Source organism: Cellvibrio polysaccharolyticus (genome assembly GCF_015182315.1).
GTDB lineage: Bacteria > Pseudomonadota > Gammaproteobacteria > Pseudomonadales > Cellvibrionaceae > Cellvibrio > Cellvibrio polysaccharolyticus.
In genome coordinates this window covers 1,104,973-1,124,846 of the sequence record NZ_PRDL01000001.1, presented here as the reverse complement: position 1 = coordinate 1,124,846, position 19,874 = coordinate 1,104,973, and the positions used below count along the sequence as shown (strand labels likewise).

Genomic DNA, 19,874 nt, shown 5'->3' with positions numbered 1-19,874 from the left:
GCTGACACGTTAGTCAGCGCCTTTAACAATTATCGGCGCAGGTTTTATAAAAAGTATTAATGTGGTGAGGAGTCGGCCTGATGAATATCGACTGGAATAGTATTTTGCCGGAGCTGGTTTTATTGTCTGTCGCTGCGGTGGTGGCGGCGATTCTTTTTGTGGTCGCCCGGCTGGTGTGGAAGCTGCTGTATCGTTTGTCGAAACCCTTCCCGTTTATACGCGATGTGCTGAATTGCACGCGTACCCCGTTGCAATACCTGGTGCCGTTAATCGGTTTGCAAACCGTGTGGGCAAATGCCGCAGACGATATTTTTATGATCTCTGCCCTGCGCCACCTTAATACGCTGGCCATGATTGGTGTGTTCACCTGGCTGGGCTTGCGAGTGGCGGGCTCCATTCAAACCATTATTGCGCGGCAGCACCCCATGAACACCGCCGACAATCTGTCGGCGCGGCGCGTACAAACTCAAACGCGGGTGCTGGTACAAACGCTGAGCGTTTTTGTCATTTTATTTGGCTTATCGGCGATGCTGATGACCTTTCCGGGCGCGCGGCAATTTGGTACCAGCTTGCTGGCATCCGCCGGTCTGGCCGGCCTGGCGGTAGGTTTTGCCGCAAAACCGGTGCTCGGCAATATTATCGCCGGTTTGCAAATCGCGCTCACCCAACCGATCCGCCTTGACGACGTGGTGATTGTTGAAGGGGAATGGGGGCGCGTTGAAGAAATTACCGGCACCTACGTGGTGGTGCGTATTTGGGATGAACGCCGTTTGATTGTGCCGCTGCAATGGTTTATTGAAAATCCCTTTCAAAACTGGACGCGTCGCACCTCAAGTATTCTGGGTTCCGTTTTCTTCTGGGTCGATTATCAGGTTCCTGCCGACGCCTTGCGCAAAGAACTGGATCGTTTACTGGAGGAAGCTCCGCCCTCGCTATGGGACGGCCGGGTGAAAGTGCTGCAGGTAACAGATGCGACCGACAGATGCCTGCAAATCCGTATTCTCGCAAGCTCCGGCGACTCCTCCAAAAGCTTCGACTTGCGCTGCTACCTGCGCGAGAACATGGTCGCTTTCCTCGGTAGAAACTACCCGGATGCCTTGCCCAAATTGCGCACTGAATTCAGCTCCGAGGCGGAAGCGAAAGACTTTGATGCTACCCCGGAAATCCACACCACCGAACGGCAACCGCCGGTATAAGCCTGCACCGGCGCGGCTTTATTCAGCAAGCGCCGGTGCTCTGCCCGGACCGATCCCCGCCCTGGCGGTGCCATTGTTACTCGACGACAGAATGGGGAGTTTACGGTTGGTTAACCTGTGCAAAACTGTAAGGCTCCCGGGCCGCCCAGCACACCAGGGCGGCCCACGTTGCGGATGCCTTTGGCCGCTTGTCAGATGTGCCAAAGCCACAGATACTGCCGTATTTAAACACCCGGAGTTCTGTTGATGCCTACCACCGTACACGCTGCCATTGATAACCTGCCCTACACCGTTACCTTGCTCGGTGGCGAACATCAATGGCTGGCCGACGAGCCTGCTGATCTCGGTGGTGCCAACGCCGGCCCTACCCCCGGCCAATTATTACTTTCCAGCCTGGGTGCTTGCACTGCCATTACGCTGAAAATGTACGCCAACCGCAAGGAATGGCCGCTGGAAAAAGTGGATATAGAATTGATCCTGAACCCGGATGGCAAGCCAACGTCGGGCACCGATATTCAACGCCGTTTGACACTGCACGGTGCATTGAATGACGACCAGAAAGAGCGTTTGCTACAAATTGCCAACGCCTGCCCGATACACAAATTGTTGAGCGGTGACGTGCGTATTCATTCTGCGCTCGCGGGTTAAGCAGCAGCGTCTGCGATGAGCCATACTGTCAGGATCACTTTCTACCCACACAGGAGCGCACCATGACGCATATCCTCGGCATTTCCGGAAGTCTGCGCCAGCAATCATTTAATACCGCGTTATTGCACGCCGCAAAAAATCTGCTGCCCGAAGGCACAACACTGGAGATTGCTACGCTGCATGGCATTCCGCTGTATGACGGCGACCTGGAAGCCAAAGAAGGCATTCCCGCAGCGGTAGCAACGCTGAAAGAAAAATTGCGCAAGGCTGACGGGGTGATTATTGCCACACCGGAATACAACAACAGTATTCCCGGCGTGGTAAAAAATGCGATTGATTGGCTGTCTCGCCCTGCCAGCGACATACCCGGTGTATTCGGTGGCAAACCCTTTGCCTTGGCAGGCGCATCACCGGGCGCGTTTGGGACGCTGCTGTCACAAACCGCCTGGCTGCCGGTGTTGAAAACACTCGGCACCCATCTTTGGACCGGTGGTTCATTATTGGTACCAAAAGCGCATGAGGTTTTTGATGCACAAGGTAAATTAACCGACGCGGCTATTGAAAACCGTTTGCAGAAATTTCTCGCCGGTTTTTCACAGTCTTTGCAATAAAATACCCAAGGAAAAATCCTCCGCAGCAGTGGAGGATTTTTTTCGGGAGACACGTCTGCCTTTTCGCGGTTATACGACAGACAACATTCTATCCGTTCACTTCTCGTGCTGAATCACGCTGATTCTACCGTCTGCCTCCACGTAAGCAGATTTGACGGCTTCAAGATTATCCACACCGTGTTTACGCAGCGCAGCCCACAATTCGTCTTCGGTAATCATTTCTTCATGAAGGTTTTTACGAAGTATCCGCCCATGATCAATCAGCGGTGTTTGTTTGGCTTTAAAAAGCCAGCCGAGAATTGAGAATCGGTAATCCAGCCAGTCCACCACCAGCGCCCAGCCGATGATAACAGAGGTCATTAACAGGAAATCGCCCACAGAATCGGCGCCACCCAGGATACCATCATTGGCCAGTCCGCCAATAACAACCAGAATTAAAATATCGTGAGGTGCAATACTACCAATATTGCGTTTTGGCAGATAACGGATAATTACCAGCAAAATCAGATAAACAATGGTAGACCGCAAAATCGTAACAGGAATGGAATGTGTCAGCGCAAACATGTCCTGCATGAAATATCCTCCACACACAACATACGGTTAATGAAAAATTCAATTTTCTATGGATTTTTAAAAAATTGTTACACCTGTCGCAAAAAAACAGCGGCTGCCGACCCGAGTCAACAACCGCCGCTTCAGAATAGTATAAATTCAGCTATAGAAATTTTCCGAGAGCGTAAAGCGCTCGGCCAGTTCCCGAAATTTTTCAGTCGCCTGCCAAGCTTTTCCATCCGGCAGCCGATAATTAAGAATGCCCTCATCGGTATAATCTACACCCACACCCGGCGTGCGACTCATTTGATAATAACCGTCGATGACAATGGCCGGGTTGATAAAAACCCCTTCGTGCACACTGCGCACTTCTTCGGCGACAAACTCCAGAATATCTTCCACCCCGGCATTATTGGTGCTGCCAAACAAAGCCTGTTTGATGGCTTGCACATTACGCATGCCTTCGCACAAACCGATACCACCGGTATGCGGACAAATGCGCACGTCGCGACCTTCAAGGCGCGCTTTTTTAGCCAGCAATAAAATAGCGAGGTTATCGCCAATACCGGCAACGCGGGCGTAGTCCATTTGAATAACATCAATGGAACGCTTTTCACCGTCGCTGCCGAAAACCGGCGCGTGCATCAAGTCCTTGAAGGTCACCGGCGATGCACCTTGCTCCCCGGTAGAAATAGGCACATGCAGCGGCGGGTTGTAATCACGGAAGGCGTTATCCAATTGCTGCTGAATCCACACGTGGCCGATCGCGCTGTGTTGGTTGGTGGGTTCTTCAAACCATTGAATGGTGTGCGCCGGGTTGTTGGCATAAATTTGCTCAGCCAGCGACTTCATAAAAATAAATGCCGAGCGCGGATCAAACACCTGATTGCTGTCTACCGCCACGGTCATTTTGCGGTTTCGTGTGTCATGCTGATCAATGGTTTTGTACACCAGAATCATACGTTCCGCATCGTCATTGGCCGCTTGCAATGCCATGCGATCCAGATCATCCCGCGACAGAATGCGGCCTTCTTCATCGGCTTTGACGCGCATGCCGGACCAGCTTGCGCCAACTTTGATTTTAATTTGCGGCCAACCGGCGTGAATCATTTTGATCGTTTGATCGACCAACCCTTCAAGGCTGATACCGCTCCAGCCAGCGGTGTTGTAGGCGAGTAAACCTTTTTCATAAATGGCTTCAATGCGCGCCTGTTTGCCGTGCTGTGCCTGGCGGAAAATGTCCAGCGCCTCTTGCTGCGACACCACATCGCCAATTTGTTCAAAGTCGATAAACGCCAGCAGTTCTTCCGGTGACATATCAGCAATCAATTGCCATGCCGGAACGCCCTGTAGTTTCGCAGTAAGATCCCACAAGGCATTGATTACCGCACCAATCGCCATGCGCGATACACCAACGCTACCCAGCCAGCTGTAGTCGGAATCCAGTAAAAACGTTTTCGCCAGCTTGCCGAGGTTGCCATCGCGATGCAGTTCATCAACCTGCAAGGGTTTCTGCCGATCCAGCAGATAGCGACGGGCAACACTGCGGGTAAAGTCGCAGGATTCCAGCAGCCCGTGGCCGTTGGTAAAAATGACGGCGGTACCTTTAAGGCCGGGCTGGTCGGTAATGACTTCGAGGACTACATTGGCGTAGGTGGGGCCGCCCTGGGCGATATTACGGGCATCACCACCAAAACCGGTTGGCGGGGCGGCAACCGGGAAGACATTAATGTCAACAATACGTGTCATAACAAAACCTCGGATTTAGCATAAAACCTGTGCCATAGCGGTCTGCCACGAACGGCATCGGCTACACAGGCGACGGGTGTATTTCCGTTGTTTAACCACGGGTTGATGGAAGGGTTATTATTGTTTTACCGATCCAGTGTAAACGCAAAATACCAAAAAGACTGCCAGCTACCGCAAATTCACAGCGATGGGCAATAACAACAAAATGAGCCAGGAAGGCCGGGTTACGGAGATGCAATAATCAAGGGATGGTCGGACAAGAAAAGAAACTATGCTGGCGAGAGTAGCCGGCGGGCAACGCACCTGCTTTTATTCATTCCCGGAAAAGCTGCACCATAGCCAGCCGCCTGCCCGGCAAATGCACTCAAACAGCGCCGCTGCACAGGGCATCTTCAAAAGTGACAGCCTGAAAACTGTGCAGTTGCAAGCCATAACCCGTGGTGAAGCCACGAATCGGACGGTTAATCAGGCGTTATGACCGTAAATTACCGGTCTTTGCCGTCTGGCGATTGACCCTTGTTAAAAACAGAATGAAAATTGCAGAGCACCGCTACCCAACCGGTCGCTAATAACGTCCGGTGATTTTTTCTCGTGCCCGTGGGCACGCTTTCAGCTTACGGAGTCTTTTTTGGACGCTCAGGTTTTAATCAATATTGGTGCTGCGGTATGGTTTTTCGTTTGCTGGATCGGTTACGCCAGCTTTGCCCGCCGCAAGGCAAAATCCCGCTATAGCCTGTCCTCGGTTTTACAGATTTACCGCAAGAACTGGATGCTCAATATGATGCGCCGCGAAAACCGCATCAGCGACACCGCCCTGATTGCCGGGCTGGAACGCCAGACTACTTTTTTAGCATCCACCACCATTTTTGTGATCGCCGGTCTGGTCACTATTATGGCGTCCACCGACAAGGTGCATCAGACACTGACAACGCTACCATTTGTTAATACCGACATGACCGCGTTACAACTGCAGTTCAAAATTTTTCTCTTGTTGTCGGTTTATGTGTATGCTTTTTTCACGCTGACCTGGGCTATTCGCCAGTACGGTTTCGCCGCCCTGTTACTGGGCGCAGCTCCCCTGCATAACGATGCCAGCATCAATAACGCTCAGCGTGAACGCTACGCCTACAGCACCGCCAAAGTGATTGACCATGCCGGTCACAGTTACAACTATGGTTTGCGCGCCTATTATTTTTCGATGTCGATATTGCCGTGGTTTTTTAATACCTGGTTATTTATGTTTACTGCCAGTTTCGTCGTGGTGGTGCTCTATCGCCGGGAGTTTTTCTCAGGTACCTTACGCACCCTGATTCGCGACATCGAAATGAACCGCCAGGAATAGCGTCCAAACCCCGTTGGAAACTACTGGCGAATTGATATAACAACAATTTTTTATCCATAAAAAAATTAGCTTGAACTCTTGCACATCGCAAGCAAAAAGCAACCCGGATTAGAATGAAAAACGATTAATCGACTACTCTTCCAGTACATATTTGTCTTGGCTTTTCCTGAAATAATTCGTCGAAATCATCCAATTGCCGCTATGCTCGGTAATAGCTTTACCAGGGGCACGATTACCCGTAACGGGAAGGAGATACCGGCCCATGCTTGATGGTTCAAAACAACGTTTTCAAACGCGACTGGTGTATTTGTTTGCCGCCATGGCCACCTTCGGCGTTTTGCCTTTTGCCATTTTGCGCTACCTCGATGGCGAGTACCTGAAGGCAGTTATTGATGTGCTGATTGTATGTGCCGCAGCCATGAATGCCTTTTTTGCCTGGCGCACGCACCGTATTGCAGAAGCCTCATTTTTTGCCGCCATTCTCTACAGTGGTGGCACATTGGCGGTGCTTTACCTTAATTCGCCGATGTACTTCTTCTGGCTTTTTCCCGCCATCAGCGCCAACTTTTTTCTGCTGCGCGCAGGCCCGGCTATTGCCGTGAATGCGCTGCTGATTGTGGCGAGCCTTCCGCTGGCGATGCGGCTGGACGACAGTATTGCCGGCGCCGGCATGATTGTTTCGGCAACCTTCGCCGGTTGCATGACCTATGTTTTTGCCCGCCTTACCGAAAAGCAGCAAGCCTTGCTGGAGCGCTTTGCCTCGGAAGATGCCTTAACCGGCCTCGCCAACCGTCGCATGCTGGATATCGAAATGCGCCGCTGTATTCAGGACTTTAACCGCAGCGGTGTACCGGCATCGGTTATCGTGCTGGATATTGATAACTTCAAGACGGTAAACGATCTGTGGGGGCACCAGCACGGCGATGAGTTGTTGATTAATATCTCCCGGGTGCTGTCTGCACGAACCCGCAAGACCGACCGTATTTTTCGCTTTGGCGGTGAGGAGTTTGTGATTATTGCCCGCAGCACCACACTGGATGGCGCCCGAAAAGTAGCAGAAGAGTTGCGTGAACAGATCGCTGCGCACCTGCACCATAATGACCAGGAAATTACCGCATCTTTCGGTTGCGCCCAATTGCAAACCAACGAAACTGCACGCAACTGGTTCGACCGCGCCGACCAGGCGATGTATGTAGCGAAGAAACAGGGGAAAAATCGTGTGGAAGTGGCCGGTTACTAAACCGGCCATAGGCAATTTGTTTGGGAGATATCAGGGGTCGAGCTGCGGCAGAACCTGATCCGGATTGCCGAGAATGTCGCTACTCGGCACACCACCATCACCCGTTGCCAGAGCATCGGCCACGGCTTTTTTCAGTACGATAATGGCAATACGGCGGTTAATCGGTGCTGCCGGGTCATCCGCTTTTAACGGCGCCACAGCGCCCATTCCCTGTACTGTTGCTACTTTCTCTTCCGGATAACCACCCACCTGCAAGGCACGGCGAGCACTATTCGCCCGATCGCTGGAAAGCTCCCAGTTACCGTAGGCCGCACCGGCGCTGTAAGGGGTAGAATCGGTATGGCCGGTCACGCTGATTTTGTTCGGTACTTTGTTGAGAATACCGCCCAGCACCCTCAGCACATCGGCAGAGTAGGATTTCAAATGGGTGCTGCCCACATCAAACATCGGCCGCCCTTCGGAATCCACAATCTGAATGCGCAACCCGAGCGCAGTGAAATCGATCAGAATCTGGTCTTTCAACACATTGAGTGCCGAATCAATCCGCGCCATTTCGTCCAGCAGCTGCTGGCGCAAATCTTCCAATTGCTCCAGCTCCTGACGGCGAATGGCTTCTTCGGCAGCCGCCAATGACGGCGTCATGGTCGGGTCAACCTGAACCGGCGCATCGTCGGTACTGGGGTTGGGAGACGGGGCCGGATTCATTTGAATCACAGTAGGATTGGAGCCGCCAGGGCCAATGACGTAGCGGCTGCCCGGGTCGGTAAAGTAACCGGCAATCGCTTTTTGCTGATCTTTAGTGGTGGTTTCCAGCACCCACATCAACAGAAAGAAGGCCATCATCGCGGTCATAAAATCCGCAAAGGCGACCTTCCAGGAACCGCCATGATGACCATGGCCGCCCTTCTTTTTGCGGTTGATAATAACGACCTGACGCGCGCCCTTTTCCATGATGATGCGCCTTTATTTCTTGGTCCGGTATTGTTCTTCCAACTCGCGGAAGCCAGGGCGAACACTGTGGTACAAGACTTTACGACCACATTCCACCGCGACTTGCGGTGGCATGCCGTTGGCAGCGGCCATGATGCAGGCTTTGATGCAGGTGTAGCAGTGAGCTTCACCGCGGTTTTTGTGTTCAAGGTAAGCAGAGAAAGGGCCAACAAACCCGTAGGCGAGCAGAATACCCAACAAGGTTCCTACCAGCGCAGCTGCTACAGATACACCCAATTCTTCCGCTGGGCCACCGAGTTTGCCCATGGTGATAACAATACCCAGTACCGCAGCCACGATACCAAAGCCGGGCAAACCGTCGGCTACTTTACCAATGGCAGATGGCACCAGATGGGATTCTTCGTGGTGGGCTTCCAGCTCCTGATCAATCAGCGCATCCAGTTCGTGGGGTGCCATGCTGCCCATGATCATCATCCGCAGATAATCACAGAGAAAATCCATCAGGTGTTTGTCTTTCAACATTTCCGGATAGTTACTGAAAATGGGGCTGCTCTCAGGCTCTTCAATATCACCTTCAATGGCCATCATGCCTTCGCGGCGGGCTTTGTTGAAGATGTCGTAAATCATGCTGAGCAGTTCGAGATAGTAGCCTTTGTCGTAGCGGGAGCCGGTGAGCAGTGCGCCGGCAGATTTGAAAACGCCGCCGGTTACAGAAAGCGGGTTGGAAATGATCATGGCACCAAAAGCCGCACCACAAATAATCACCACTTCAGCCGGCTGGTACAGCGCCAGCAGATTGCCGCCGTGCCATAAATAGCCGACCACAATCGAGGCAATCACCACCACAATACCAATAAGAATATTCACTCGTTCTTCTCCGTTTGAAACCGGTGGGGGAACTCTGCCCTGTGTTTGCGAAGGATTGGCTTGAGGCCGGAAGCGGCGCTGATGCCGGCGCCAGCGTTAGAAGCCGGCAAGCGATAGGCGTCACAATACCACTGTGACGCCTGGGGTGACAATCTGCTCATGATCAATCATCACCTGCAGATCGCACCCGGATGCCATGCATTTTTTATGAGCCGGATTTTACCAGGCGGTAGGCGGTTACCGAATCCTTGAAGAAATTCGGGATGTAAACAATACCGGTGTCGGGATCGTAACCGAGATCCGCGGTGTTGATTTTTTCCTCGCGGCTGTCAATCAACTGTTCAAGGCGGCCATCAGCATGGACGTAATACACCAGCCCCACCCAGCAGGTCACCACGAATTCACCGTCGGCTACCGGTTCAACACCATCAATGCCCGAGGCAAAACCTTTCGCCAGCACAGTGATATTTTTTTCACGGTCAACGCTCAACAATTGCTCACCGGCACCGATGATCAATTGGTCATCAATCACTTTAAGGCCGTTAGCGGAGGTGACATTGTCGAGCCACAACTCTGCCTTGCCATCAACAATGCGATGAACCTTATTGGTGCGGGTGTCAGAAACAAAAACTTCGCCCTGGGTGCTGATCGCGATGTCATTCAGAAATACCGAATCAGCCACCGCAATCTTGCGCAGAATTTTGCCGGAATCCAGTGCGATTTCTACCACTTCGGTTAAATCGGCCACATAGAGTTTATCGTTGAAAATACCCAGACCTTTAGGCGCATTCAGCCCGCGAACCCAATCCTGATTAAGGATTTTTCCGTCCGGGCTCATTTTGGCCACGCCGCCTTTACCGTCCGCGTCAGCGCCCTGTCCTTCAATTTCAGAGACAAACAGTATTTTGGCATCACCGCTGCCATGCACCAGCACCGATTCCGGTGTGCGCAGACCTTCGGTAAACCAGACCTGTTCCAGTTGATGTGAAGCTTCCGTTGCAGCGTGAGCAGATATTGCTGTCATCAGCGCAATGCCGGATAACCACTTTTTCATTATCGTTTCTCCTGTCCCGTCAGGCCCTGGCGGCCTGTCATGATTCAACACAGTTATCAGTTGACCGGATATCCGGTCCCGTCTCTTGTAGCAGAGGCAACCGGATTGTAGCAGGCTCGCATTATAGATTGCGGTTAATGGCCGGAATCTCTAATCTATCCCACCGGCGCGAGACGATAATACCCGACGCCCTTGACGATGCTGTGGCGCGTTTAACGGCATCCTCAGTGATCACCAACCGGTGCCCCCGGCGCCTGGCTGGCCTTTCATTTCCAGTAACGGACTCAACCCTCGTGGCAGCAAAACCAACTATTAAAGATGTGGCCAAACTGGCCGGTGTTTCTTTCAAAACCGTTTCACGCGTCATTAATAAGGAAGCGACGGTTGGCCAGGAGTTGCAGGACAAAGTCTGGAAGGCGGTCAAGGAATTAAATTATCAGCCCAACTTATCGGCTCGCCTGTTGCGGGGTGCCGCGTCCTCTATCGGATTTATCTACGATAACCCCAACAGCAACTACGTGATCGAGATGCAAAAAGGTATTCTCGGTGAGTGTCGCCGCCAGGGCTATGAGCTGGTGATTCACCCGTGCGATTCGCGGGCAGATAACCTGATTGAAGAAATTGTCGGGATGGTAGATCGCAGTCGCGTCGGCGGTTTGATTTTAACCCCGCCCATGTCAGAAACACCGGAAGTGCTGGCTGCGCTGAGTAAACGAAAAATCCGTTTTGTAAGGATTCTTTCCGGCGTACAACCGCCTGACGAAAAATCACCCTGCGTTTATATTGATGACCGCACCGCCGCTTTTCGCATTACCCAATATCTGATTGATCTGGGACATCGCGCTATCGCATTTCTTGGTGGTGAAGAGGCGCATAAATCCAGCGGCGAACGTTACGAAGGTTACAAAGCCGCACTCAAGGAAAATAAAATTACCCTGGATCGCAAGCTGGTGGTAAACGGCGAGTATTCATTTGAGTCCGGGGTGAAAAGAACCCGGCAGTTGCTTTCCATGAGCGGCACACCCACAGCAATCTTTGCCTGTAACGATGAAATTGCTGCCGGTACGCTTTTCGCTGCGCGCATTCTGGGTATTGATGTGCCACAACAATTATCTATCGTCGGCTTTGAAGACAGCCCTTTCTCCCGCCAGGCCTGGCCCAACCTGACCACTGCCCAGCAGCCCAATGCCACCATTGCCAGCCGCGCTACCGAGCTGTTGGTTGAATCGATTCGCAACCCCGCACAAAAAATTGATAGCGAAGGTTTTTATCCGCAATTGATTGTGCGCGACTCTACTTGCCCGGCGCCTGGGCGCAAGTAGAAATCACCTCAAAAATCATCCAACGGCTTGATGCTGCGTGCCTAAGGCACCTACTTTTGGTAAAAAAGCCGACTCCGGTGCTCATTTACTTGAGTAAACTCCGCTCCTCATCAGCTTTTTACCTTGCCGGAATCTCGCCGGCTGATTTTTGAGATGGCTTCTAAAAACTATACTCCGCTATTTTTAAAGTGACGGCTTTTCGCCTGCATGCGATCAGCCTCGTCCGCATCATCCAGCGCCAGGTAAATGGCCGCTGCCAGATCGTAAAACATCGGTTCATTTTTACGCATATTGATCGCTTCAAGAATCCGGGAGCGGGCGCTGCTTAAATCGCCATTCTCCATCGACTCCATCGCCATGCTATAGCGGTAAAAGGGATTGTTGCGATGATAATTTTCCGCCAGACGAACATATTGTTCGGCCTTTTCCGGCACACCGGTATAGCGGTACAAAATCATCAGATTGTTAATGATGGTCATGTCGCGGGAATTTAATGCCAACCCATGCAGGTAGGCTGCTTCGGCCTCATCCAGCAGATTGGCGCGACGCAACAAGGTGCCAAAGTTATTCCAGATATAACTCTGGTCTTCTTCGAGCAACAGGGCTTTGCGGAGATGGAAAAAGCCATCAGCCAGGTCCTCACGGGTTACCTGTTCCATGGCGCGGTTGTTGTAAAACTGCGCCGCGGCGAGATCGTCGGAAATAGTGCGTTGCGGGTAAGTGGGGTTGTAGCGCGCCATATCCAGATCCACCACCAGCGCATCATCACGGCCCAAACGCACCTTGGCGTTGACATGACGCAACAATAAAAAGGTGTTGTTATTGCGCATATCCCAACTCATCGGCAAATCCACTTCATTAACCGCGGCGTTGATACCCACATGGCGCGCCATGGCCACGTATAACAAGGTAAAACTTACGCAATTCACATCGCCGCTGGCAAACGCCTCTACCGGCGTGCCGGTCACATAACCCTGATAGCGCAAACCGGCACCGCCTCGTGCCTTGGGCTTCAATAAAGCGGCGTGCAATGCCTGCGCGCGCAAGTAAGGCGTACGCTGGCTTTTAACCGCTTGCTCGGCAAAGGTTTTCATTTCCGGTGTCAGTGAAAAAAGGTCGTAATCGGGCAAACTGCTGGCCGTCCACTGCAAGGCCATAGCTTCGCCAGACAACGCCCGTTTCAGTTTGTCAGGATCTGCCGCATCAATGTTTGCCACCGGTTGGTGAGAGCAACCGGCGAGAGAAATAAAAGCCAGCGATAAGATAAATAGCCATCTGATCATTGGAGCCTCCTGTCAGTGTTTCAGAAGTACTCTTCATGAAGCGCCATAACGAATCGCGGTGAATAGATAATAAAATCAAAGCGCTTTAGCGACGATGCGAGAGAGGCGCAACCCGAACCCGGTCAGCCGAAACTGGTTCGCTGACCCGTTCAGTATAGAACCTTTTATTTAGTCCTATGATCAAAAAGTTATATAACATTGCATCATAATCTGATCCGGAAACCCGCCTTTCCGAGCTATAGAACAGATAAAAAAGAAATAAAAAATTCACCATCCAGAATAATTTTTTTGAAACCGCCAAAAGCGGAGTATTCCTGCGCCACCCCTTTGACTTTAAATTTCTCCTCATCTAGCGTTAGCTCGAAAGCGGTTTTTTTAACGCCTATCGGATATCGCTACAGCAAGGAGTTACTTCATGAACATGCGCAAAAATATTTTTTCATTATTGGGTTTTTCGATCCTCACCGCGGCACTACTCCCCTCCTTCGCCTCCGCCGCTACCGTCAACGGTATTCTTAACGTGCAAGCCGTAGTTGGTTCAGGTTGTCAGGTAAATGCCACCAATGTTACTAACGGCGCCATCAATTACGGCACCCTGAACTTCGGTTCCATTTATTCGCTGGGCGCGCAGCATGTGGATGCAGAAACCACCGGCGCCAACCAGGGTTCTATCACCGTGGAATGCTCCGCTGGCACCAGCTACAACATTATGCTTGGGCCAGGCCAGCACTTTCAAAGCGCTACCCGAGCCATGTCATCCGGCGGTGCCACCTTGCTAAACTACGGGCTGTTTCAGGACCCGCAACGACAATTGGAATGGACGCCCAATAGCGCTATTCCATTTACCGCTGCATCAACCGCACCCACCGTACATCACGTGTATGGACGAATCCCCGGAGGACAAGGCAGTGTGCAGCCCGGCACCTACACCGACCAGGTTGCTGTTGTCGTAAACTGGTAGCGTGACAGAAGGTCACCATGGAGAGGTTGCAAAAGTTTCATCACTGCACCGTGATGAAACTTTTTTTAATTATCGCCTTTATCTTTCCTGCTTCATCGTTAGCGGTGGTGCTTAATGCACCTACCACCACGACGATTCGCATGAGCATTGTGGGTGGCTGCGAGTTCAGCAATGCGCCCGTGCAAAATTCGACAGCAATGATTGGCACCATGAATTTTGGATCGGTTTATCACGCCGGAGGGCCGGTAGAAGCCAACAGTGCTCCCGGTCAGGGTTCCATTCAATTTCGTTGTACGCCCGGCGTCACCGCCCGGGTAACGATGAACGCCGGTTTATATAGCGCAACGGTAAACAACCGCCGTATGCGCCATACCAACACCACCAACTACCTCTCCTACCAGCTGTACACCACCGCCAACCGCAACGTAATTTGGGACGCAACCACCGGGCGCTCGCTGGCGTTTAGCAATGACACCCTGCAAACCATGACCGTTTATGGACGCCTGCCACCACAAAGCGGCGTTTTACCGGGTACTTACACAGACACAGTAACGGTGACTATTACCTGGTAGCGCCGTTTTACCAGACAGTTACCCTACGATAAAAATTTTATTCAATGGAGATGAACGTGAAATCCAAATTATCCGCCATTTTAATGTTAACCCTGCTGCTCAACGCCATGCCGGTTAACGCTGCCAGCCTGGGCATTTGGCCGATCAATCCAAGAATTGATGTTAATGAAAGTGCCACGGCCATCTGGATTAAAAATAACGATCGCCGCCCCGTCATGCTGCAAATTCGCGTGATGGATTGGCACCAGAATAACGGCCAGGACGAAACCCTGGAGCAGCAGAGTGTGATTGCCAGCCCGCCCATGGTGAGGGTAAACCCGGGTGAGCAACAGATGATTCGCATTGTGCACCGCCACGGCAATATTCCCGAAAACACCACCGAGCGCAGCCACCGTATTTTTGTTGATGAAGTACCCGACAGCCGCCTGGAAGGTAGCGAAGATGCCAGTTTGAAACTGCAAATGCGCTACTCGTTACCCTTGTTCAGTGGCGTTGGCAACAAAGGAAGAAACATTCCCAAATTTTTGAAAAGCAACACGCCGCAATTGACTTACCGCATTACCGGCGACGAAGAAAAATATCTGGAAGTCGATAATAAAACCGGTTTTCACGCCCGCCTGAGCCAGGTAAAAGCGATTCGCCCCTCCGGGGAAACCTTGATGCTAAGTGATGGCTTGCTCGGCTATGTATTACCCGGCCAGCAAATGCGCTGGGAGCTGAGTGATCAACAAGCCCGTTTTATTCACGGCACCGATGCACAGATTCAATTTACCCAGGAACAGACGGAGATTTACATTGCGAAGGTTGCGCCGTGATCAAAAAGCCGATTTTTTTTGCGGCGGTCTGGTATTGATAATACGCACCGGAAAAACCTTCGGCCGGTGGGGCGTTATTTTTTTATTGTGTTGCAGCACCTTCAGTCATGCAGAACCCGTTTCTTTTTTTCTTGAGCTGGTAATTAATGGCCGTAACAGTGGAGTTATCGCCGAAGTGATACAACAGGATAACAATTGGTCACTTAAAGATGCGGATTTAATTGCCGCCGGACTACGGCCAGAGATGATTAATGATGACCTGTTACTGCTGACACCCGACAGTGCGCACGCCTGGCATTATGATCAAGCCAACCAACGTCTGGAAATTGAGGTACCTGTGGCATTTTTTCCGGCGCAGCAACTCCGCCAGGGTATTTACCCTGGGCAACACACTGCGGCACAAAGAGATACAGGGCTACTGATCAATTACTCATTCTATGCCGTGGGTGGTGATGGCAGCCTCAGCCAGCAATCTCTGGCGCACTCGGTGAATTATTCCACCCCGCTGGTAACCCTGATTAGCGATGGCCTTTATACCCAGGGAGATACCAGCGAACGTAATGGCTATTTACGCCTCGACAGCCGCCTGCAATACGACAACCCGGAAAATCTATGGACATTCACCCTGGGGGACACTATTAGCGGGGCGCCCACCTGGGGCAGAAATTTTCGCGTAGGTGGCATTCGTTTTGCGCGGGACTTTTCCCTCAACCCGGATTTGATACGCTTTCCGGTACCGGATTTTTTAGGTCAGGCGGCGCTGCCGGGCAGCGTCGAATTGTTAATTAATGAACAGCAACGTTTTAGCAGTGAAGTCAATCCTGGTCCCTTTGTTATCAGCTCGCCATCATGGATGACCGGCGCTGGCACAGCGTCCATTATTACAACCGATATTCAGGGCCGACAAACACAACAAAATATTAATTTCTACATTGTAAATGAATTGTTGAAGCCGGGTTACAGCGACTATGACGTTACGCTGGGCTACCTGCGTGAAGACTTTGGCCTGCACTCGGATAATTACCATGATGAATTATTATTTAGCGGGCTTTATCGCTACGGGGTTACTTCTTATTTAACCCCGGAAGTTTTCGCGCAAAGCACCCGGGACTTGAATATGGCCGGCATCGGTTTGACTACCGCCATCGGCTATTGGGGCTCGGCAGAAATTTCCTATGCCGAAAGCCGCTATAAAGCACTGCAAGGCAACCAATACACGGTGGGTTACCGTTACCACAATAACCGTTACGGGTTTAACCTCCGTCATATTCGCCGCTCTGAATATTTTCGTGACGCCGGTGCGCCCGAGCAATATCAAATTCCGCAGCAGGAATCCCAGGCCGGTGTTTCATTTACGGGTCGGGTGGGGACCATCGGCGCCAGCTATTTTGAGCTGGTACAAAGGGATATGGGCAACCCGCGCTTTTTTAATATTTCCTGGAGCAAGAGTTTCTTTGATGACATCACCGCTATGTTATCGGTGAGCCGGCGACTGGACGGCGATGAGGAAGCCGGTTTTCATCTGGGGGTAAGTTTTCCCCTGGGGCGCAGAACCCAGGCCAATGCCAGCACACAGCGCGATGCACAAGGCGAGTCCAGTAATTATCTTCAGGCCATGCAACAAGCACCTTATGCCGGCGGCTGGGGCTGGAGTGTGGCAGCCGATGACCGGTCGTATCTTCATGCGTTTGTTGACTGGCGCTCTGACACGCTGGCGGCGCGCAGCGGCATTTGGGGAGACAAGCACCAGCGCTCCTGGTCTGCCGAAGTTTCCGGCAGTCTGGTCTATATGGAGCGGCAATGGTTTGCAGCGCGGGAAGTCACTGATGCCTATGCGCTGGTAGATACCGATGGCATTGGCCGGGTGCCGGTTTATATTGGTTATCAACCGATTGGAAAAACCAATCCCCGGGGCTATTTCCTGATCAGTGATCTGGTGGGTTATGCCAACAACCGCATCGCCATCAACCCGCTGGAGTTACCCGCTACCGCTTTTATTCCCATGACCGAACAGGAAGTTGTTCCGGCTCGTCAGGCGGGTGTGGTTATCCGTTTTCCTATTGAGCAACGCTTTGCAATCAGCGCCAAACTGAAAGACAACGCAGGAAATTTTTTGCCCGCCGGTACTTATTTGCGCGACCGCAACACCCTGGAAGAAGTCATCGTGGGTTGGGACGGTGACGTTTATCTCGAGTCACCGGTAAAAAGACAATGGGAACTGGTGGCAGAGGACGAAAATTGTGTTTTCACTATTCCTGTACCCACCGATGACAATCTGGTATTTGCCGGTGCACATACCTGTCGCAGCAACTCGCCGGGAGTTACATCACCATGACAAGCCTGTTTAATCTGCGGTTGATCGGCCTGCTGGCTACCGGTTTTTTCTGTAACGCTGCCTATGCCAATTGTACCGTTGCCTCCACAACGACGCCGGCATCCGTTTTATTGGGAACCCACAGCACCAAGGTAGTAAGCACCGGCGGTATTACCAGCGGTCAAATAACCTTTCTGGTGCAATGCACCGTTACCTTGGGGGTAGCCCTGTTGGGAGGTGCCAGTACCTTGAGCTATACGGTTAATAACCCGCTGCTTTTAACCCACTCTACGGTGCCAGGCGAGCAGATTGCTTACGAAATTGCATCCAACACCACGTTCAATCCGACCATTACTACCCAGGGTGGCAGCATCGGTGGCAGCTCTTTTTCGCTGCTTTCACTGGCCTTATTGGCCTCGCAAAATATGCGCATTCCTGTGTATGTAAGAAGTGGTGCGACAAGCCGCTGGCCACGTTCGGGAACTTATAACAGCAATCAGATTTTGCATGTCAGCGGCTCAATTTGCACAGTCAGTCTGTTAAGCGCTTGTATTGGCGTGACCTATCCTTTCAGTAACAACGTAACCATGCCGATTCAACTGGAAGTCAGCAAGCTCTGTGAATTTATCAGCGTAACGTCGGATGTATCCTTTGGCGGCTCTGCGTTTATGGATCAGGTTGCACCGCAAACGCTGACCGCTCGTGTGCAATGCACCCATGGCGACACCTTTAAAATTTATGCCAACGCCGGTGCCTACCACAATGGCACCCATCGACAAATGGATCGCGCCGGTGTGCAAAAAATTGCTTACGATATTTATCACCCCGGCTCTACCACCAATATTCTTACCCAGGCCAACGGCTACAATAAAGCCGGCACCGGCCTGGCGGAAGATATCGTATTTCCGGTGCGGGTAATCGCCGGGCAAACCACACCGGCGATGGGTAATTATCAGGATACCGTGCGGCTGGTTATCGAGTATTGAAACCGAAACGTGCGGGGTCTGACATCAGGCTGGCAGTATTGACCAATCCCGGATAACCGGGCTGTTTAACCGGCAACTGCAACAGCGTTGCGACATAGCGGGATGAGTCAGCAAGGTTGCCAGTTCCCGCACGAGCATAAGGTGGCAGAAAAGAAGTGTCCGGCGCAACAAAACGAAAACCGCCGTCTACCAAAGCATCCACAATAGCGGGCAGTACATAGGCGGTGATGTCGTCGGCAGAAAGTTCTATCACCAGCGGTGCGGCTGGCGCTATTCCCTGTTGCACCAGCATCTGACTGCGCGCCTGCTTCAATACCGCAGCGGCCACTTCATCCTGCAACAGCTGCATATTCAATTGACGGTGGCGGGTGCTGTTTTGTTGGTAGTGAAAATCCAGCAGGCCGGTTTCCAGCCGTAAAGCAATGGCCACCGGCGTCCAGCCGCGCGCCTGCACCCAGGGTGTTTCGGCATCAGCAGCGGGAAAATAAATATGATGACGGTATTCGGAAAAATTGCGCAGATGACGGTGTGCGCGCAAAAAATCACGCTCCGGATAAGCGTCATCCGGACGAGCCAGCAGGTGATAGCGGTGGCCGTAATTTACCGGCAAATAACCGGCTTTCAACCAGTTGCCAAATGCCTGTTGATTGCGCCGCTGAATATCGCCCGTTTTCACCAGCACGATGCCGGGCGGAATATCCATGCGCTTTAGCTGGCCAGTGATTAATTGAATTCGGGCATTGGCATCCAATGAGGTAGAACGTGAATGCGCATCGGAAAAAGCAAACATCACATCGGCTGCCGGCACGGCGACAGACAGCATGCAAAGCACCAGCATGGCGACAAGTTGTTTCAAGTGGGGGATAAACCGGGCAGGCCTGCCATAGAGCAGGATGGATTTTTTGTGCGTGAGCGTCATGCAACTTTCCCTGAAAAAACAGTCACCAATATTATGAAAAACAATAGCGACCGGATTTTCGCATACCGCACAAACGGGAGCGAGCCCCGCAAACAAAAACAGCCGCTAATAGCGGCTGTTTTTCAACGAGCAGGCATCAGGATTTTTTAACCCACTTGCCGTCTACTTGTACAAAATGATTTCTGGATGTTTTTTCAATAGCCTTTTGTCCGGCCATGGTTTCAACATCTTTCAGCGCAATACCATTGTCTTGCGCCATTTTCTGGTACTGCTCCTTGCGCGCCTGGTTCACCAGTTTCACAATTTCGTTAGCATCGCCACTGGCCGATACCACGCCGAGGTAACCGTTGGGCTGTTCACCCACAAGGCCCTGCTCTTTGGCACCGCTCAGCGCACTCATTGCCTGCTGCAAGTTCATAGCCATTACCGGTAAGGTCAGTGTTAACAACGCCAGAAGAGCAAATGTTTTGATACGGGCTAACAGTTTCATGC

Annotated in this window: 20 protein-coding genes; 12 read left to right on the top strand and 8 right to left on the bottom strand. The window is 51.9% G+C overall.

What is annotated here, in order from left to right:
• The first annotated feature begins 80 nt into the window (after nucleotides 1-80).
• From C4F51_RS04775 to C4F51_RS04765, 3 genes are all read left to right on the top strand, one after another.
• On the top strand, nucleotides 81-1,196 hold the full coding sequence (locus C4F51_RS04775; RefSeq protein ID WP_193907661.1) for a mechanosensitive ion channel family protein: 1,116 nt from the start codon (nucleotides 81-83) through the stop codon (nucleotides 1,194-1,196).
• A gap of 246 nt (nucleotides 1,197-1,442) precedes the next feature.
• Complete coding sequence (locus C4F51_RS04770) at nucleotides 1,443-1,844, top strand: OsmC family protein (RefSeq protein WP_193907659.1); 402 nt, start codon at nucleotides 1,443-1,445, stop codon at nucleotides 1,842-1,844.
• Nucleotides 1,845-1,906: 62 nt separating this feature from the next.
• Nucleotides 1,907-2,455 (top strand): NADPH-dependent FMN reductase, encoded by a 549-nt coding sequence (locus tag C4F51_RS04765; RefSeq protein WP_193907657.1) that lies wholly within the window; start codon nucleotides 1,907-1,909, stop codon nucleotides 2,453-2,455.
• A gap of 96 nt (nucleotides 2,456-2,551) precedes the next feature.
• On the opposite strand, the gene C4F51_RS04760 is transcribed toward C4F51_RS04765, so the two are convergent.
• Both C4F51_RS04760 and C4F51_RS04755 read right to left on the bottom strand, forming a co-directional pair.
• Nucleotides 2,552-3,028 (bottom strand): DUF421 domain-containing protein, encoded by a 477-nt coding sequence (locus C4F51_RS04760; protein WP_193907655.1) that lies wholly within the window; start codon nucleotides 3,026-3,028, stop codon nucleotides 2,552-2,554.
• A gap of 138 nt (nucleotides 3,029-3,166) precedes the next feature.
• Nucleotides 3,167-4,756: an enolase C-terminal domain-like protein gene (locus C4F51_RS04755; protein ID WP_193907653.1), complete on the bottom strand. Its 1,590-nt coding sequence runs from the start codon at nucleotides 4,754-4,756 to the stop codon at nucleotides 3,167-3,169.
• 271 nt (nucleotides 4,757-5,027) lie between these two features.
• Here C4F51_RS04755 and C4F51_RS04750 point away from each other — a divergent pair, with 271 nt between their 5' ends.
• The 3 genes from C4F51_RS04750 to C4F51_RS04740 all read left to right on the top strand — a co-directional run bounded on the left by C4F51_RS04750 (nucleotide 5,028) and on the right by C4F51_RS04740 (nucleotide 7,338).
• Nucleotides 5,028-5,234, top strand: a complete 207-nt coding sequence (locus C4F51_RS04750; RefSeq protein ID WP_193907651.1) for a hypothetical protein — start codon at nucleotides 5,028-5,030, stop codon at nucleotides 5,232-5,234.
• Nucleotides 5,235-5,384: 150 nt separating this feature from the next.
• Nucleotides 5,385-6,098 carry a DUF599 domain-containing protein gene (locus tag C4F51_RS04745; RefSeq protein WP_193907649.1) on the top strand — a complete coding sequence of 238 codons (714 nt, stop codon included), beginning with the start codon at nucleotides 5,385-5,387 and terminating at the stop codon, nucleotides 6,096-6,098.
• Nucleotides 6,099-6,360: 262 nt separating this feature from the next.
• Complete coding sequence (locus C4F51_RS04740) at nucleotides 6,361-7,338, top strand: GGDEF domain-containing protein (RefSeq protein ID WP_193907647.1); 978 nt, start codon at nucleotides 6,361-6,363, stop codon at nucleotides 7,336-7,338.
• Between the two features lie 30 nt (nucleotides 7,339-7,368).
• Here the strand turns inward: C4F51_RS04740 and motB are convergent, their stop codons facing one another.
• From motB to C4F51_RS04725, 3 genes are all read right to left on the bottom strand, one after another.
• A complete protein-coding gene (gene motB / locus C4F51_RS04735; protein ID WP_193907645.1) occupies nucleotides 7,369-8,289 on the bottom strand; it encodes a flagellar motor protein MotB in 921 nt (306 codons plus the stop codon).
• A gap of 12 nt (nucleotides 8,290-8,301) precedes the next feature.
• Nucleotides 8,302-9,156, bottom strand: coding sequence for a flagellar motor stator protein MotA (motA, locus tag C4F51_RS04730; RefSeq protein WP_193907643.1), 855 nt, complete (start codon nucleotides 9,154-9,156; stop codon nucleotides 8,302-8,304).
• Nucleotides 9,157-9,361: 205 nt separating this feature from the next.
• Nucleotides 9,362-10,210: an SMP-30/gluconolactonase/LRE family protein gene (locus tag C4F51_RS04725; RefSeq protein ID WP_193907641.1), complete on the bottom strand. Its 849-nt coding sequence runs from the start codon at nucleotides 10,208-10,210 to the stop codon at nucleotides 9,362-9,364.
• 293 nt (nucleotides 10,211-10,503) lie between these two features.
• On the opposite strand from C4F51_RS04725, the gene C4F51_RS04720 reads away from it, so the two are divergent.
• Nucleotides 10,504-11,532, top strand: a complete 1,029-nt coding sequence (locus C4F51_RS04720; protein ID WP_193907639.1) for a LacI family DNA-binding transcriptional regulator — start codon at nucleotides 10,504-10,506, stop codon at nucleotides 11,530-11,532.
• A 167-nt stretch (nucleotides 11,533-11,699) separates the two neighbouring features.
• On the opposite strand, the gene C4F51_RS04715 is transcribed toward C4F51_RS04720, so the two are convergent.
• A complete protein-coding gene (locus C4F51_RS04715; RefSeq protein ID WP_193907637.1) occupies nucleotides 11,700-12,815 on the bottom strand; it encodes a transglutaminase domain-containing protein in 1,116 nt (371 codons plus the stop codon).
• A 415-nt stretch (nucleotides 12,816-13,230) separates the two neighbouring features.
• Here C4F51_RS04715 and C4F51_RS04710 point away from each other — a divergent pair, with 415 nt between their 5' ends.
• Genes C4F51_RS04710 through C4F51_RS04690 form a run of 5 tightly spaced genes read left to right on the top strand, consistent with a single transcriptional unit; the run spans nucleotide 13,231 to nucleotide 18,463 of the window.
• Nucleotides 13,231-13,776 (top strand): Csu type fimbrial protein, encoded by a 546-nt coding sequence (locus tag C4F51_RS04710; protein ID WP_193907635.1) that lies wholly within the window; start codon nucleotides 13,231-13,233, stop codon nucleotides 13,774-13,776.
• 17 nt (nucleotides 13,777-13,793) lie between these two features.
• On the top strand, nucleotides 13,794-14,348 hold the full coding sequence (locus C4F51_RS04705) for a Csu type fimbrial protein (protein WP_193907633.1): 555 nt from the start codon (nucleotides 13,794-13,796) through the stop codon (nucleotides 14,346-14,348).
• 56 nt (nucleotides 14,349-14,404) lie between these two features.
• Nucleotides 14,405-15,163 (top strand): fimbrial biogenesis chaperone, encoded by a 759-nt coding sequence (locus tag C4F51_RS04700; protein ID WP_193907631.1) that lies wholly within the window; start codon nucleotides 14,405-14,407, stop codon nucleotides 15,161-15,163.
• Nucleotides 15,144-17,498, top strand: coding sequence for a fimbria/pilus outer membrane usher protein (locus C4F51_RS04695; protein ID WP_193907629.1), 2,355 nt, complete (start codon nucleotides 15,144-15,146; stop codon nucleotides 17,496-17,498). The genes C4F51_RS04700 and C4F51_RS04695 overlap by 20 nt, the downstream gene beginning before the upstream one ends.
• Nucleotides 17,495-18,463, top strand: a complete 969-nt coding sequence (locus C4F51_RS04690) for a spore coat protein U domain-containing protein (RefSeq protein WP_193907627.1) — start codon at nucleotides 17,495-17,497, stop codon at nucleotides 18,461-18,463. Before C4F51_RS04695 ends, C4F51_RS04690 begins: the two co-directional genes overlap by 4 nt.
• On the opposite strand, the gene C4F51_RS04685 is transcribed toward C4F51_RS04690, so the two are convergent.
• Both C4F51_RS04685 and C4F51_RS04680 read right to left on the bottom strand, forming a co-directional pair.
• Nucleotides 18,450-19,382: a hypothetical protein gene (locus tag C4F51_RS04685; protein ID WP_193907625.1), complete on the bottom strand. Its 933-nt coding sequence runs from the start codon at nucleotides 19,380-19,382 to the stop codon at nucleotides 18,450-18,452. The two genes, C4F51_RS04690 and C4F51_RS04685, sit on opposite strands and share 14 nt — an antisense overlap.
• Before the next feature lie 136 nt (nucleotides 19,383-19,518).
• A complete protein-coding gene (locus tag C4F51_RS04680) occupies nucleotides 19,519-19,872 on the bottom strand; it encodes a YdbL family protein (protein WP_193907623.1) in 354 nt (117 codons plus the stop codon).
• Between the last annotated feature and the right edge of the window lie 2 nt (nucleotides 19,873-19,874).

What these genes read in the sequence shown, in the direction of transcription:
- C4F51_RS04765 (WP_193907657.1), top strand. Translation starts at nt 1,907, where the DNA reads ATGACGCATATCCTCGGCATTTCCGGAAGTCTGCGCCAGCAATCATTT.
- C4F51_RS04690 (WP_193907627.1), top strand. Translation starts at nt 17,495, where the DNA reads ATGACAAGCCTGTTTAATCTGCGGTTGATCGGCCTGCTGGCTACCGGT.
- C4F51_RS04715 (WP_193907637.1), bottom strand. Translation starts at nt 12,815, where the DNA reads ATGATCAGATGGCTATTTATCTTATCGCTGGCTTTTATTTCTCTCGCC.
- C4F51_RS04770 (WP_193907659.1), top strand. Translation starts at nt 1,443, where the DNA reads ATGCCTACCACCGTACACGCTGCCATTGATAACCTGCCCTACACCGTT.
- C4F51_RS04740 (WP_193907647.1), top strand. Translation starts at nt 6,361, where the DNA reads ATGCTTGATGGTTCAAAACAACGTTTTCAAACGCGACTGGTGTATTTG.
- C4F51_RS04755 (WP_193907653.1), bottom strand. Translation starts at nt 4,756, where the DNA reads ATGACACGTATTGTTGACATTAATGTCTTCCCGGTTGCCGCCCCGCCA.
- C4F51_RS04710 (WP_193907635.1), top strand. Translation starts at nt 13,231, where the DNA reads ATGAACATGCGCAAAAATATTTTTTCATTATTGGGTTTTTCGATCCTC.
- motB (WP_193907645.1), bottom strand. Translation starts at nt 8,289, where the DNA reads ATGGAAAAGGGCGCGCGTCAGGTCGTTATTATCAACCGCAAAAAGAAG.
- C4F51_RS04680 (WP_193907623.1), bottom strand. Translation starts at nt 19,872, where the DNA reads ATGAAACTGTTAGCCCGTATCAAAACATTTGCTCTTCTGGCGTTGTTA.
- C4F51_RS04750 (WP_193907651.1), top strand. Translation starts at nt 5,028, where the DNA reads ATGCTGGCGAGAGTAGCCGGCGGGCAACGCACCTGCTTTTATTCATTC.
- C4F51_RS04685 (WP_193907625.1), bottom strand. Translation starts at nt 19,382, where the DNA reads ATGACGCTCACGCACAAAAAATCCATCCTGCTCTATGGCAGGCCTGCC.
- C4F51_RS04775 (WP_193907661.1), top strand. Translation starts at nt 81, where the DNA reads ATGAATATCGACTGGAATAGTATTTTGCCGGAGCTGGTTTTATTGTCT.
- C4F51_RS04705 (WP_193907633.1), top strand. Translation starts at nt 13,794, where the DNA reads ATGGAGAGGTTGCAAAAGTTTCATCACTGCACCGTGATGAAACTTTTT.
- C4F51_RS04760 (WP_193907655.1), bottom strand. Translation starts at nt 3,028, where the DNA reads ATGCAGGACATGTTTGCGCTGACACATTCCATTCCTGTTACGATTTTG.
- C4F51_RS04725 (WP_193907641.1), bottom strand. Translation starts at nt 10,210, where the DNA reads ATGAAAAAGTGGTTATCCGGCATTGCGCTGATGACAGCAATATCTGCT.